Origin of the sequence: Enterococcus sp. S22(2020) (assembly GCF_020295385.1) — a bacterium.
GTDB classification, from domain to species: domain Bacteria; phylum Bacillota; class Bacilli; order Lactobacillales; family Enterococcaceae; genus Enterococcus_L; species Enterococcus_L dunnyi.
On the sequence record NZ_JACFUD010000002.1, the window covers coordinates 1 to 14657 of the forward strand.

The window sequence follows — 14657 nt, forward strand, 5'->3', positions numbered from 1 at the left end:
AAACACAGATCCAAGGAATGCAAAATCAAATGGATCAAATAAAACAATTACTGCCCGTCTCTAGTGAACGTGTGCAGCATCTTAGAGAAGCAAGTGGACTGATCTCAGATTATACAAGTGCAAAACGTAAGCTGGAAAAACAGTTACAAAAACTCCTCGCTTTCCATGCCTTTTCTTCTACACTTTTTACAGAAGTCACAAGATTACAAGCTGCCGTTAATCAAGGGTTAGCCCAAGTGTCAGGAGGCAAAGGCTTCGATCCAAAGACCGGCACATTTTCTCCAAAGAACTTGAAAGATACCCGTTGGATGATTACAATAGGAAATGCATGGGATAAACGCGAGAAAGAAATCGCTGAGATCAATCGAAAAGCTAGAGTAGAAAGAGAAATTGCGGCGTTGAAAAGAGCGGCGGAAGTTGCTGGAGCCGATATAGCGATGAATTCCTTCATGATGAATGTTGGTTTGATGAATATGGGGCCTTCCATTTATGGGAATTTGAAAGATTACGGCTCGCAGAAGGCGTTGACAGCGTCGTTGAGACCGACTGGAACGATGAGTAGAAGTAATACGAAAGTTAGTGGAGTTGGTATTCCAAAGAGTTCAAAAAGTAGTTTACATTATCAAAACTATAAAAATGCTCTAATGAAAGGGGACATAATTGAAAAATCAAAACCTATCATATCTGGTTCTGATTTGAAAGATCCTAAAGTAATTTCTGAACTCACCAAAAATGGGAGCTCTATATTAGATTGGGCAAAAATGGAGTCGACATATAGTTATGAAACTTCAATGGGAAAAGGTAAGGTTCACTATTATAGAAATTTGAAAACTGGTGAAATTAGCTTTTATGATCTCAAAATGAAGGTTCCAATTCCTAAAGATTTGAAAGTTAGGGAGGGACTTACTGATGACTTTTGGATCATAGATTTAGATAATAATTTTAAACCAAAGGGGATTAGATAAAATGATTGTAAAAGCAATTTCTAATAAAGAAGCTAGAGATATTACTATTAGTAAGCTCTATCCAGTCCTTATAAAAAAAGAGAATGAAATTAGAATAGTTGATGATTTTGGAGGACTATCAATATACGAACTTAAAGATTTTCAAATTTTTACAGAAAATGTTAGTTCGTATATTAAAGATACAGATTCTTTAGTATATAAGCTAGTAGACTATTCAACTTTTTTAGAAGAATATTATAATGATGAAAAAGAAGCGAGGGAAAATGTAGTTAATAGCAAAAAAAACATATTTGATGAGGATTTAACTGCAGATGAATTGGTTGAATTGATTACATCAGAAAATTATTCAAATGATGAAAAGATTTCATTTATTGACGTTATAGGCAATGAAATGAGTGACAAGTTAGCTAGAGTGTTAAGTAAGTATTTTATGAATAGTTGCAATAGAGAATTAGAATTATTGTTACCCACATTTAAACTTTTGTCTAAATATCACAACCAAGAAGTTGATGATTTATTTTTAAAGTGGATTAGTGACGATACAATTGATAATACTTCTATGCAAAATATAATTATTGAGTATTTCAACGATTTTAATTAGAAGAAAAAGGAATGAAGCCAATTTTTGGTTTGAAAATTGTATTGTATTTAGTAAGCAGTATTTCAAAATATTTGACCATTCTTTTGTGAAAAAAACAGTCGAATATAATACGAAATGATGAAACGGTATCAGTGAGTGAATAATCACTGATACTGTTTTTGTGTATAAAATATTGAACGGTTGAAGAAAATACTTCAAACAAAAAATAACTGATCAAAGAAATCAATCATTAAGACATTTACCGTATCAAAGAGAAGTTGAGTGGTATTCTGAATCAGGATATACAGCTTTTTTCTCTCCACAAACTGTTGATTCTGCTCGAATTATGTTAAAATAAATAGACTTGTTTTAGAATAAAATCCTACTCAAGAATAAAGGTGTGAAATCATGGAGCCATCCATTACAGATAAAAAAATCAACGAAGAATTAATGAAATTACTCGCCTTGATCGGTGAAGATGAATTGATTCAACGCTACAAAAAAATAGAAGAAAAAGTTCAAAATAACGAAAAACTGACAGAGCTGGTCGAACAAATCAAAGCTGCTCAAAAAGATGCTGTCCAGTTTGCACATTATGACAAACCTGAGGCAGAAAAAGCAGCTATCCAAAGAGCAGATGAGCTGACGAAAGAATTTGATGAGCACCCATTAGTAGTGGCATATCGTGAACAACTGATGGAAGCGAATGACTTATTACAGCACGTGACGGATATGATCCAATATAGAATCAATGAAGAACTAGAGAAAGAAGGGTAACAATGCCGCAAAAGACCAAAAATACGCCAATGATGGAACAATACTTAGCAATCAAAGACCAGTATCAGGATGCATTTCTTTTTTATCGCTTAGGTGATTTTTACGAAATGTTTTATGAAGATGCGATCAATGCGTCGCAATTATTAGAGCTAACATTGACGAGCCGTAACCGTAATGCAGATGAGCCGATCCCAATGTGCGGTATTCCTCATCATGCAGCGCAAGGTTATATCGATACGCTGATCGAAAAGGGATATAAAGTAGCTATTTGTGAGCAAGTAGAAGATCCAAAGACGACCAAAGGAATGGTCAAACGTGAAGTTGTTCAACTGATCACACCTGGAACAGTCATGAACAGCAAAGGCTTAGAAGCAAAAGACAACAACTACTTGACCGCCGTAGTCGAAGCAGCTGGACAATTTGGATTAGCCTATGTTGATTTAAGTACAGGAGAACTAAAAACAGCAATCTTAAGTGATGAGGACGGATTGATCAATGAAGCATCTGCCCTGCAAACGAAAGAAATGGTTTTGGGCAGCCCTCTATCAGAAACACTTCAGGAAACTCTTAAAAGTCGGCTGAATATCATTTTTTCAGAGCAAAAAGAAGCAGAAGAAAATGCTGAATTTAATTTCCTAACAAGTGAATTGACGGAACCCTTAGAAGTAGAAGTCACAGGGAAATTACTGACTTATCTGACTACGACACAAAAACGCAGCCTAGCTCATATCCAAAAAGCAGTGGACTATCAACCAGATCATTTCTTAAAAATGGATCATTATTCAAAATTCAATTTGGAGCTGACGCAATCGATTCGAACCGGCTTGAAAAAAGGCACGTTGTTGTGGCTGCTGGATGAAACAAAAACGGCGATGGGCGGCCGTTTATTAAAACAATGGCTGGATCGTCCATTGATCCAAGAAAAACAAATTCGGACAAGGCAGGAAATGGTTCAGTCATTATTGAATGCTTATTTTGAACGTGTCGATTTACAAGCGACCTTGACCAAGGTCTATGATCTTGAACGTTTAGCTGGACGTGTCGCGTTTGGGAATGTGAATGGACGTGATTTGATTCAGCTGAAGACATCACTAGAGCAGGTACCGTTAGTCCGTGAATTGATCGTCGGCATCAATCAGGGAGAATGGAACGAATTACTTTTAGACTTGAATCCAGCAGAAGATATCGTTGAATTGATCAACAATGCGATCAATGAAGAGGCGCCATTAGCGATCACTGAAGGAAATGTCATCAAAGATCATTACAATGAAAAATTAGACGAATATCGTGATGCGATGCGACATGGAAAACAATGGCTGGCAGAATTGGAAGCAAAAGAACGTCAGGAAACAGGGATCAAAACCCTGAAAGTTGGCTTTAATCGTGTATTTGGCTACTACATTGAAGTAACCAAGTCGAACTTAGCTAATCTAGCAGAAGGCAAATACGAGCGCAAGCAAACATTGGCAAACGCTGAGCGTTTCATTACGCCGGAACTCAAAGAAATGGAGACTTTGATTTTAGAAGCAGAAGAAAAATCAGTCGATCTTGAATACCAGCTATTCTTAGAAGTTCGTGAAAAAGTCAAAGCGAATATCGAACGTCTACAAAAACTAGCCAAAACGATCAGTGCCGTGGATGTGCTGCAAGCTTTTGCCACAGTCAGTGAACGTTATCAATACGTCCGTCCAACACTAAAAAGCAATAGTAAAGAACTTCATATCGTTGAAGGGCGTCACCCCGTTGTTGAAAAGGTCTTAGGTCATCAAGAATATATCCCAAACAGTGTGCATATGGATAAAGAAAATATTATCCTTTTGATCACTGGTCCAAATATGTCCGGTAAAAGTACCTATATGCGTCAGCTTGCACTTACAGTAGTGATGGCGCAAATCGGCTGTTTTGTTCCTGCTGAATCAGCAGAATTACCGATATTCGATCAGATTTTTACTAGGATCGGTGCATCAGATGACTTGATTGCAGGACAAAGCACCTTCATGGTAGAAATGATGGAAGCCAATCAGGCACTTCGTCATGCGACACCGAATAGCTTGATTTTGTTTGATGAGCTTGGTCGTGGTACAGCTACATATGACGGTATGGCTTTGGCTCAGGCGATCATTGAGTATATCCACAGAGAAGTTAAAGCGAAAACCCTATTCTCTACCCACTATCATGAACTAACAGTGTTAGATGAAAATCTGAAGGGATTAAAAAATATTCATGTTGGTGCTGTGGAAAAAAATGGCGAAGTCGTTTTCCTTCATAAAATGATGGATGGTCCAGCTGATAAGAGCTACGGGATCCACGTAGCAAAAATTGCCGGTTTACCAAGTGATCTTTTGGAACGGGCAGCGACGATTCTATCTGCTCTGGAATCAGAAGAACAACCGGTGAAGACAGTCGAATATCAAGACGAAATCAATGAAGATACAGAACAGTTATCTTTATTTAAAGAAGTGTCGACAGATGAATTGAGCGTGATCGATACATTAAAAAAAATGAACCTATTAGAAATGACACCAATGGATGCATTAAATAAATTACATGAACTGCAAAAAAGAATCTAACGAACGTGAAGCAAGGAAAGGATGGGACAGATGGGAAAAATCCAAGAATTATCAGAACAACTTGCCAATCAGATCGCTGCTGGTGAAGTCGTTGAACGTCCTGCATCCGTTGTAAAAGAACTTGTCGAAAATGCAATTGATGCTGGCAGTTCTCAGATCGATATTTTCATCGAAGAGGCAGGGCTAAAAACGATCCAAGTGATCGATAATGGTGATGGAATCGCAAAAGATGATATCTTGAATGCCTTTAAGCGCCATGCAACAAGCAAAATCCATACGAGAGACGATTTATTCCGCATTCGTAGTTTAGGATTTCGTGGAGAAGCTCTTCCAAGTATTGCTTCTGTTTCGGAAATCATCGTAGAAACAGCTGTCTCAGAAGAAGGTGAAGGCAGTTTTATTCAAATGAAGGGCGGTAAAGTCGAAGAACATCGTCCGGCAGCCTTGAGAAAAGGTACGAAAATCACTGTTTCTAACCTGTTCTTCAATACGCCGGCACGCTTGAAATATGTCAAGACGATCCAGACTGAGCTAGCGAATATTGGGGATATCGTCAATCGTTTAGCCTTGAGCCACCCAAACATCGCTTTTCGTTTAGTCCATGATGGAAATAAAATGATGAACACGACAGGAAATGGTGATCTAAAACAGACGATCGCAGGCATTTACGGCATCAGTACCGCTAAAAAAATGTTGAAAATAGAAGCGGAAGATTTAGATTTTAAAATGACTGGGTATGTCTCTTTACCAGAAGTGACGAGAGCGAGCCGCAATTATTTATCTACGATCATCAATGGGCGCTATATCAAAAACTTTTCTTTGAATAAGGCAGTGGTTGATGGGTATGGCTCAAAACTGATGGTCGGCCGTTTTCCAATTGCTGTTTTAGAAATCGAGATGGATCCTTTGTTGGTGGATGTCAATGTTCATCCAACAAAGCAGGAAGTTCGCTTGAGTAAGGAAAAAGAATTGATGACACTCATCAGTGAAGCAATCCGTGAAGTTTTGAGTCAGGAACAGCTGATTCCAAATGCTGCAGATAATCTGCGTTTCAAAAAGAAGGTCGAGCAGCAGCCGAAAGTAGAGCAAATGGAAATCCCTTTGACAGAACAAGAGGAAACAGCAAAACCGATTCGAAAGCCGGGAAGTTTAGGTTACGATCCTACTAGCGGTAATTTCTTTGTCAAAGAAACAAAGGCAGACTTTTCAACACAACCATTACCTGAAAAGTCAAAAGCAGAAAGTTCTCCAACTGAACAAGAGAAAGAAGCATTGATGGCCCATGCATTTAGTTCGCCCTATGAAGAACGACCGATTGAAGAACCTACTGTTGAATCGATTGAGGTATCTATGGAGTCAGAAAGCGCAACAACAGTAGATGAACAAGTGTATGAAGAAGAATTGAGTCATCATCCAGAGTTTGATTTTTCAGCAAAGAATAATGAACGACAATTAGAGCAGGCACTTAATAAGTTATCATCTGAACGTCCGAAAGAACGTTTTCCAGAATTAGAATATTTTGGTCAAATGCATGGCACCTATCTTTTTGCCCAAAGTAAAGATGGACTATATATCATTGATCAACATGCTGCGCAAGAACGAATCAAATATGAGTATTTTAGAGAAAAAATCGGTGAAGTTTCTGATGATCTTCAAGAGCTTTTAGTACCAATCGTGATCGACTATCCGAACAATGATGCGTTGAAAATCAAAGAAGCGAAAGATACTCTGGCTGAAGTGGGCATCCATCTAGAAGACTTTGGTCAAAACAGCTTTATTGTGCGTGCCCATCCTACTTGGTATCCAGCAGGTGAAGAAGAGAGTATCATTCGAGAAATGATCGATATGTTTTTAACAACTGGAAAAGTCAGTGTGAAAAAATTCCGTGAAGCAACAGCGATCATGATGAGCTGTAAACGCTCGATCAAAGCAAATCATTATTTAAATGAACAACAGGCTAGAGTGTTGTTAAAAGATCTTGAAACATGCGAGAATCCGTTTAACTGTCCTCATGGCCGCCCAGTATTGATCCATTTTACAAATTCCGATATGGAGAAAATGTTTAAACGAATTCAAGACCCACACTAAAAATTGAAAAAGGTGACAGAAATGGCAGTAATTCTAGCTTCACAATCTCCGCGCAGACGGGAGTTGCTTGGACGAATCGTCTCGGATTTTGAGATCGTCCCGGCAGATATCAACGAAGAGGTAAAAAGCTATTTTACCCCAATGGACTATGTCTTAGAGATGGCTACACAAAAGGCAAAACACATTGCTAAGAAATACCCGAATGATTTAGTGATCGGTTGTGATACCATCGTTACGATCGATAATGAGATTTTAGGAAAACCGACATCACGAGAAGATGGTTTCCGCATGCTGAAGCAGCTTAGCGGTCGGACACATAAGGTTTATACAAGTATGGTTTTGATGAAAGACGATCAAGAATCCTCAGCGACTGTTCCGGCAACTGTGGAATTCTATGAATTGAGTGATGAAGAAATCAATCGCTATTTAGATACTGATGAATATAAAGACAAAGCAGGAGCATATGGGATCCAAGAACAAGGCGCTTTGTTCATAAAAAATATTCAAGGTGATTACTATTCGATCATGGGACTTCCCATAGCCACGCTGTATCGCATGCTGCCGGCGTTTGATTAAGAATAATAGAAAGAAGGACTATCGATGAAATGCTCAGAAACAAGAGCGATTCAAACTCATATTATTACGTATCCTTATCTAAATTTTCATAAGACATTATTTGGCGGTCAGTTGATGGCTTGGCTGGATGAAACCGCTGGGATCGCGGCTGTGCGTGTGTCAAGATCAGCCATTGTGACGGCTTCTGTGGATCATCTAGATTTTTTAGCGCCATTAAAAGCTAATCATTCTGTTTGTATCGATGCGTATGTATCTGGTGTTGGTACACGCTCAATGGAAATTTTTGCTAAAGTGATCGGTGAAGATTTATTTACGGGTGAACGTTATCTGGCGGGGACGTGTTTCATGACATTTGTTGTGCCTAAAGGTGCGGAGTTGCCGGAAATGATCGAACCTCAAACAGAAGAAGAACGCTTTATCTGCCAAGGGTATGAAACAAGAAAAGCAGCTCGACAAGCCAAGCGTCAAGAAAGTATCGATCTTGCAAAAAATGTCGATTTGGACATTCCTTGGAATCAATAAACGTTTAAACACTTATTTTCTAAACAGGAAATAAGTGTTTTTTTCTGAATAATGCTATTATTAAGATAATAAAACTAGTAAGGATGTGATTTGTCGTGGAAAAACCTTCAAAAGAAGAGCTGAAACAAAAATTGACCGATATTGAATATGCAGTAACCCAAGAAAACGCAACAGAACGCCCATTCTCAGGAAAGTATGATGATTTTTATCAAGATGGGATATACGTCGATATCGTCAGTGGTGAGCCACTCTTTAGTTCGACTGACAAATATGATGCGGGTTGCGGTTGGCCTTCATTTACTCACCCTATAGAAAAACGCGGTGTCAAAGAAAAAGCCGATTTTTCATTGGGAATGCATCGGGTCGAAGTGCGCAGTAAAGAAGCAGATTCACATTTAGGTCACGTGTTCACAGACGGTCCTCAAGATCAAGGCGGTCTCCGCTATTGTATCAATGCAGCGGCCTTAAGATTTGTTCCAGTAGAAAAGTTAGAAGAAGAAGGATATGGAGAGTATAAATCCTTATTTGAATGATCAATAAAGCATCTAGTGTTTACTCACACTAGATGTTTTTTTATTTTTGTATACCACTTGTTATTTTATGTGGGACTAAAACAGTTGCTATTCTGGATTCTTTTTAGTATTATAAGAATATTCAAAATATTAAAATTTGAAAAGAAAATTATTATTTATTAAGGAGAATAAAATGAAAAAATCGAAGATGACTAAATTGATCAGTGTTATGATGTTGTCGACACTTGCTTTAGCAGCATGTGGAGGCGGAGGAAAAACCGATTCGACAGGTAGCAGTACTGGAGGAAAAAAAGCTAGTGGGGAACAGCTTTTTAGAGTAGTTGTGCAACAAGAAATGCCAAGTGCTGATTTATCAGTCGCAACGAATACAATTAGCTTTTCGGCGTTAAACAACGTTTATGAAGGGTTATATCGTCTAGATGAGAACAGCAAACCTCAGCCGGCTGGTGCTATTGAAATGGCTGAAAAAAGTGAGGACGGACTGACATATAAATTCAAACTTAGAGAAGATGCTAAATGGTCTAATGGAGATCCTGTCGTGGCTGCAGACTATGTGTATGGCTGGCAACGTACAGCAGATCCTAAAACTGCAGCAGAATATGCCTACATGTTTGAATTAGTGAAGAACGGGGCAGATGTCTCAGCAGGCAAAAAAGGGCTTGATGAGCTTGGGATCAAAGCGAATGGCGATCATGAATTAGAAGTAACATTGGAGCAGACAACACCTTATTTCGATTACTTATTAGCATTTCCATCGTTCTTCCCGCAAAATAAAAAAGTAGTGGAAGAACAAGGGAAAGACTATGCAACGAAGAGTGAAGCTTCTGTTTACAATGGTCCATTCACATTGACTGATTTTGATGGTCCGGGAACAGATACAGAATGGTCATATACAAAAAATGATCAATATTGGGATAAAGACACTGTACAATTAGATAAAATCGAAGTGAAAGTGGTCAAAGAAGCACCAACTTCTCTAAACTTATTCCAAGATGGTCAGACAGATGACGTTATTTTAAGTGGTGAACTGGCTCAGCAAATGGCAGATGATCCACAATTAGTCATCCAAAAAGAAGCCCGTACTTCTTACTTGGAATTTAACCAAAGAGATGCAGATTCTCCTTACCATAATGAGAACTTAAGAAAAGCAATTTCTTACTCTATCGACCGTGATGCTGTTGTTGACCGAATTTTAGGTGATGGATCTATCGCTTCAACGGGATTAGTGCCGGAAGGAATGTCATTCTCGCCAAAAGACAATAAAGATTTCGCAGAAGAAAACAAAGGAATCTTGAAATCCGACAAAGAACAAGCGAAAAAATACTGGGAAGCAGCGAAAAAAGAACTGGGCATTGATTCATTCAAATTCGATATTGTCGGAGATGATACAGACTCGACGAAGAAAATCTTAGAATATATTCAGGGTGCTGTGAAAGAAAACCTTGACGGTGTAGATGTAACAGTGACCAATGTACCATTTACCGTTCGTTTAGATCGTGGTAAAAACGGTGATTTCGAAGTGATCATGGGCGGTTGGGGTGCTGATTATGCAGACCCAAGCAGTTTCACTGATTTATTTGTAACAGGTGGCGCGTATAATAGAGGCCGTTACTCAAATAAAGAATATGATACTTTAGTACAGGATTCTGGTAAAAAGAATGCCTCAGATCCTGAAAAACGTTGGGATGACATGGTTCAGGCTGAAAAGCTGATCCTTGATGAAATGGGTGTTGCTCCAGTTTATCAAAAAGCGGAAGCTCACCTACGGAACTCAAAAGTCAAAGGTGTCGTTGCACATGGTGCTGGCGCAACTTACGATTATAAATGGACGTATATTTCTGAATAATCATAGAAAAAATAGGCTAGCCTTAAGGTCAATCTTAAGGCTAGCCTATTTTGCTCAGAATAAGCCTGTTTTTGATGCTACTTCTTTTCTCTAACTTGTGTTAAAATGGAAACGTATGTGCGTGTCAGCACAAAAATATGCTGAATAAAATGTTGGAACAGCATCGCTCAGAAAGGTGAAATTATGTACGAATATATCCTTGGTAAAGTGACCTTTATCAGTCCTTATTATATTGTTGTAGAAACAAACGGCATCGGCTATCAAATCTCAGTAGGCAATCCTTACCGCTATTCAGGAAAGACAGAACAGGAGATCAAGATCTATGTTCATCAAGTCATTCGTGAAGATGCGCATACGTTATATGGCTTTAGTGATCTAGATGAGAAACAGCTCTTTTTGAAGTTGATCAGTGTTTCAGGGATCGGTCCTAAAAGTGCGTTGGCGATCATGGCTTCTGAAGACCATGGCGGCTTGATCAATGCGATCGAAAGTGAAGATGCGAAGTATTTGACGAAATTCCCAGGTGTAGGGAAAAAAACTGCTCAGCAAATGGTGCTGGATCTAAAAGGCAAACTCGGTGAATTAGAGACATCAGACGCAGCGGTTGAAGCGATGGCACAGACACCACAAGCATCTTCGAATAATCAGGCATTGACAGAAGCATTAGAAGCGCTTAGTGCTTTAGGCTACAGTGAAAAAGAAATCAAACGAATCACACCAAGTTTAGAAGGTTTAGGCGTTCAGCCAACAGATGAATATTTACGTAATGCATTGAAATTGATGATGAAGCGTTAAGGAGGAAGAGCTATGACTGAAGATGAGAGACTACTTTCAGCGCAAAGCAGCGAAGGTGAAGAGTCACTGGAAAAATCACTACGCCCGCAATTTCTCGAACAATATATCGGTCAGGATAAAGTAAAACAAGAGTTGACGATTTATATCGAAGCCGCTCGAACGCGTGAGGAAGCTTTGGATCATACCCTTTTATATGGTCCTCCTGGTTTGGGGAAGACCACAATGGCAATGGTCATCGCCAATGAAATGAATGTCAATATTCGTACGACTAGTGGGCCTGCGATCGAACGAGCAGGGGATTTAGTGGCTATCTTGAACGAGCTGGAGCCCGGAGATGTGTTATTTATTGATGAAATCCATCGACTGCCTCGTTTAGTAGAGGAAATGCTATATTCAGCGATGGAAGATTTTTATGTGGATATCATGGTTGGACAGGGAACGACTGCTCATCCCGTTCATTTTCCTTTACCTCCGTTTACATTGATTGGCGCGACAACTCGAGCAGGAATGCTCTCGGCACCACTTAGAGACCGTTTTGGGATCATTTCCCATATGGAGTATTACGAGACGAAAGATTTGAAAGAAATCGTTCAACGTTCAGCCGACATTTTTCAGACAGAAATCGTTGAAGAAGGCGCCTTTGAAATTGCTCGACGTTCTCGCGGCACGCCTAGAATTGCTAACCGCTTGTTGAAACGTGTTCGTGATTTTGCTCAGGTGCAGTCTAATGGTGTGATCGATCGAATGATTGCCGATCAAGCGCTGACCCTTTTGCAGGTGGATCATGAAGGGTTGGACTATGTCGATCAAAAGTTGCTGAAAACGATGATTGAATTGTATGGCGGCGGACCAGTGGGATTAAGTACGATCGCAGTCAATATCAGTGAAGAAACTGAAACAGTCGAAGATATGTACGAACCCTATCTGATACAAAAAGGATTTATCAAAAGAACGCCAAGAGGGCGTGTTGCGACAGCATTGGCGTATGAGCATTTTGGGTATGAGACTCTCTTATCATGATAGTTATTTTGGCGGCATTTGTGAGTCTGAATATCTTTATGATATGGAATGTAGTGCAATCTAATCAAAACTGTAAATTCAAAGTAATGAACTGTGAAAAGAAGCAATAGAGGGTTAAAAATTTGGATAGGAAAAACGGACAGAAAATCTTTTACGTGATTTCCTGCCCGTTTTTTTTATTGATTAAAGAAATTATAGTTCTGCTAAATATTTATAGTTGATTTCTAGAGGAGTACCGTCTTTTACTGCGATAAAATCTGCTTTATCGGCACCTTCATATGTGCTTTCAGTCCAAGAAAAATCAAGTTGGAAATCATCTACTGTTACTAAAGAACCAACTTCAACATAATGAATTTCTTCTTTGTATAATTCATAGTTGCCATTTAGTTCACTATCCACATAATGTCTAGTAACAACAGGAACGATATAGTGAGAAGATGTTCCTGAGAATACAACTTCATGTGTACCATTTTTCTTCAATTGTGTTACTTCGTTTTTACCTACAGCAGTTGCAGCGTTTGTCCGAGTACCAATAACAGTACCGTCTTTAAATGGTTTTGTTACGTCACCTAATAGTCCACCATTAGCTAAATAAACGCTTTCTGGTGTTGAAGACCAGTTGTAGTTAGCCATATTTGTCATGTTACGAGCCACTGTTGTATAGTTTTGAGTTAAATTCAGTGGATCTTCATCAGAAATTTTGAAATCTGGTTTTACGTATTCTTCACGAACAACAGCTCCATTATATGCGCGCAGCATTTGTTTGTCTGCATGTAAAGCAGATAAAGAACTATTGATATCGTGAGAAATACCTGTGATTGAGCTTCCTGCATCTTCTGCTTGGATATGTGCAATGATTGAACGAGCTCCGGCAACTTTCCCTTCACCGATAACTGTAGCACCTTTCCATGCATAGATATCACGGTACGCGTAAATTCCTGTACCATTGCTACTTACACCTTTAAGAACAGCATCATAGTAAGGTTTGATATCATTGTTACTGTAAACACCGTACTCTGAACCAGAGGCTTCAACAGAACCGCCTTCCATTTGGATTTCATTTTCTACTTTCAATCCAATTTTTGAAGCAGAGGCAGTAACTTTCCCTTTACCATATTTAGTTGTTTTGAAAGCTCTGAAATGCGTTCCTACATTGATAGCGACATCATCTGTCGTATCTACGTTCATTTCACCATTTCCACGCAATTCTAATGTGTGTTTTGCATTGATTGAATTCACGTTTACAGGCTTTGTATTGTTTAAAGTAATGATGATTGATGATGAACTGTAAATTTTCGCATTTTCATTTAACACGTATTCACCTTTTTTTGTCGTTAATATGTTTGTTCCATCATTTTGTGTAGTGATCGTTGCAGCGTATCCTTTTAAATCTGTACTCTCAGTCAAAATCGAAGCGGCATCAGCAGATTGACCAGCAAAAAGACCCAAACCTAAAGCGACAAGTGATCCACCTAATATTTTTTTGTAACTAATCATTTTACCCATCCTTATTATTTTTTTCTGCTAATTATATAAATAACACTAGCAGTACATTGAATATAACATGACGGAAGAGGTCATTTTTTCCTCTTATTTTCCAGTGGATAGAACTTTTTGATAAAAAAATGTCTTTTCGTTCTTTTAAAAATCATATATATTTTATAAATGGAATATATGTAGCGCTAAAGAACCATTAACAATTGTTAAAAGGGTACTGCAACTTTATATTTTTCTGTCATTCTTTGGTATGATGAGTGTATCTAAAAAAAAGTGAGGACAAAACGATGAGCGAAGCACAGATTACCAAAAAAGCGATTTCGTCTGCATTGATCGACTTATGCGGTAGAAAATTATTTAGCAAGATCAGTGTACAAGACATTACGAAAGAAGTCGGCTTAAACCGCCAAACATTTTATTATCATTTTACAGATAAAAACGACCTACTACGCTGGATTTACACCCATGATGCATTGATCTATTTGGATTCACCAGACACAAGTATCGACAATTGGGAAGAGCAAGCCTTAAAAATGCTTAAAGCGATCCAAGAAAAAAATGATTTTTACTATAATACAGTCAATTCTGATTCTGAAATTTTAAGAACTTGTTTTTCTGAGATCACAAACAAATTATTTATTCATTTATTTGAACAGATGGATAAAGAAAAGCAGCTGCTTCCAGAAGATAAAGTCTTTTATGCTCGTTTCTTTTCATATGGCTGTAGCGGAGTACTGATCGACTGGATCTTAGGTGGTTATAAAGAGTCCCCGTTAGAGATTGCAACACAGCTCTTTCGATTAGCAAAAGATACAGAATTTTTCTCTTACCGTCTTTATGCACAAGAAAACGAACTATTATGACAAATCGACTAGAGTGTCTAAAAAG

12 protein-coding genes and 1 pseudogene are annotated in these 14657 nt (G+C 38.4%); 12 read left to right on the forward strand and 1 reads right to left on the reverse strand.

The annotated features are described in order from the left end of the window. The 11 genes and pseudogenes from H3T55_RS03055 to ruvB all read left to right on the forward strand — a co-directional run. Positions 1–965 (forward strand): annotated as a pseudogene (locus H3T55_RS03055) (hypothetical protein); the annotation flags it as partial. Between the two features lies 1 nt (position 966). Then, positions 967–1566: a hypothetical protein gene (locus tag H3T55_RS03060; protein WP_225533232.1), complete on the forward strand. Its 600-nt coding sequence runs from the start codon at positions 967–969 to the stop codon at positions 1564–1566. A 387-nt stretch (positions 1567–1953) separates the two neighbouring features. Further along, positions 1954–2322 (forward strand): RicAFT regulatory complex protein RicA family protein, encoded by a 369-nt coding sequence (locus H3T55_RS03065; RefSeq protein ID WP_225533233.1) that lies wholly within the window; start codon positions 1954–1956, stop codon positions 2320–2322. A 2-nt stretch (positions 2323–2324) separates the two neighbouring features. Beyond that, positions 2325–4892 (forward strand): DNA mismatch repair protein MutS, encoded by a 2568-nt coding sequence (mutS, locus tag H3T55_RS03070; protein ID WP_087640570.1) that lies wholly within the window; start codon positions 2325–2327, stop codon positions 4890–4892. 30 nt (positions 4893–4922) lie between these two features. Further along, complete coding sequence (gene mutL, locus H3T55_RS03075) at positions 4923–6980, forward strand: DNA mismatch repair endonuclease MutL (RefSeq protein WP_225533234.1); 2058 nt, start codon at positions 4923–4925, stop codon at positions 6978–6980. Between the two features lie 21 nt (positions 6981–7001). Beyond that, positions 7002–7556: a Maf family protein gene (locus H3T55_RS03080; protein WP_225533235.1), complete on the forward strand. Its 555-nt coding sequence runs from the start codon at positions 7002–7004 to the stop codon at positions 7554–7556. 24 nt (positions 7557–7580) lie between these two features. After that, on the forward strand, positions 7581–8078 hold the full coding sequence (locus H3T55_RS03085) for an acyl-CoA thioesterase (RefSeq protein ID WP_225533236.1): 498 nt from the start codon (positions 7581–7583) through the stop codon (positions 8076–8078). Positions 8079–8173: 95 nt separating this feature from the next. After that, complete coding sequence (gene msrB, locus H3T55_RS03090; protein WP_087640574.1) at positions 8174–8611, forward strand: peptide-methionine (R)-S-oxide reductase MsrB; 438 nt, start codon at positions 8174–8176, stop codon at positions 8609–8611. A gap of 172 nt (positions 8612–8783) precedes the next feature. After that, positions 8784–10457 carry a peptide ABC transporter substrate-binding protein gene (locus H3T55_RS03095; RefSeq protein ID WP_225533237.1) on the forward strand — a complete coding sequence of 558 codons (1674 nt, stop codon included), beginning with the start codon at positions 8784–8786 and terminating at the stop codon, positions 10455–10457. A gap of 183 nt (positions 10458–10640) precedes the next feature. Continuing rightward, positions 10641–11252, forward strand: a complete 612-nt coding sequence (gene ruvA / locus H3T55_RS03100; RefSeq protein ID WP_225533238.1) for a Holliday junction branch migration protein RuvA — start codon at positions 10641–10643, stop codon at positions 11250–11252. 12 nt (positions 11253–11264) lie between these two features. Then, on the forward strand, positions 11265–12272 hold the full coding sequence (gene ruvB, locus H3T55_RS03105; RefSeq protein ID WP_225533239.1) for a Holliday junction branch migration DNA helicase RuvB: 1008 nt from the start codon (positions 11265–11267) through the stop codon (positions 12270–12272). Between the two features lie 192 nt (positions 12273–12464). Here ruvB and H3T55_RS03110 read toward each other — a convergent pair whose 3' ends face one another. Next, complete coding sequence (locus H3T55_RS03110; RefSeq protein ID WP_225533240.1) at positions 12465–13769, reverse strand: hypothetical protein; 1305 nt, start codon at positions 13767–13769, stop codon at positions 12465–12467. A 287-nt stretch (positions 13770–14056) separates the two neighbouring features. Here H3T55_RS03110 and H3T55_RS03115 point away from each other — a divergent pair, with 287 nt between their 5' ends. Beyond that, positions 14057–14632, forward strand: a complete 576-nt coding sequence (locus H3T55_RS03115; protein ID WP_087640579.1) for a TetR/AcrR family transcriptional regulator — start codon at positions 14057–14059, stop codon at positions 14630–14632. Positions 14633–14657: the final 25 nt, after the last annotated feature.

Excerpts from the sequence above, each read along its gene's own strand:
- ruvB (WP_225533239.1), top strand. The coding sequence starts at position 11,265 with ATGACTGAAGATGAGAGACTACTTTCAGCGCAAAGCAGCGAAGGTGAA.
- H3T55_RS03085 (WP_225533236.1), top strand. The coding sequence starts at position 7,581 with ATGAAATGCTCAGAAACAAGAGCGATTCAAACTCATATTATTACGTAT.
- H3T55_RS03110 (WP_225533240.1), bottom strand. The coding sequence starts at position 13,769 with ATGATTAGTTACAAAAAAATATTAGGTGGATCACTTGTCGCTTTAGGT.
- H3T55_RS03065 (WP_225533233.1), top strand. The coding sequence starts at position 1,954 with ATGGAGCCATCCATTACAGATAAAAAAATCAACGAAGAATTAATGAAA.
- H3T55_RS03115 (WP_087640579.1), top strand. The coding sequence starts at position 14,057 with ATGAGCGAAGCACAGATTACCAAAAAAGCGATTTCGTCTGCATTGATC.
- mutL (WP_225533234.1), top strand. The coding sequence starts at position 4,923 with ATGGGAAAAATCCAAGAATTATCAGAACAACTTGCCAATCAGATCGCT.
- H3T55_RS03095 (WP_225533237.1), top strand. The coding sequence starts at position 8,784 with ATGAAAAAATCGAAGATGACTAAATTGATCAGTGTTATGATGTTGTCG.
- mutS (WP_087640570.1), top strand. The coding sequence starts at position 2,325 with ATGCCGCAAAAGACCAAAAATACGCCAATGATGGAACAATACTTAGCA.
- H3T55_RS03080 (WP_225533235.1), top strand. The coding sequence starts at position 7,002 with ATGGCAGTAATTCTAGCTTCACAATCTCCGCGCAGACGGGAGTTGCTT.
- H3T55_RS03060 (WP_225533232.1), top strand. The coding sequence starts at position 967 with ATGATTGTAAAAGCAATTTCTAATAAAGAAGCTAGAGATATTACTATT.
- ruvA (WP_225533238.1), top strand. The coding sequence starts at position 10,641 with ATGTACGAATATATCCTTGGTAAAGTGACCTTTATCAGTCCTTATTAT.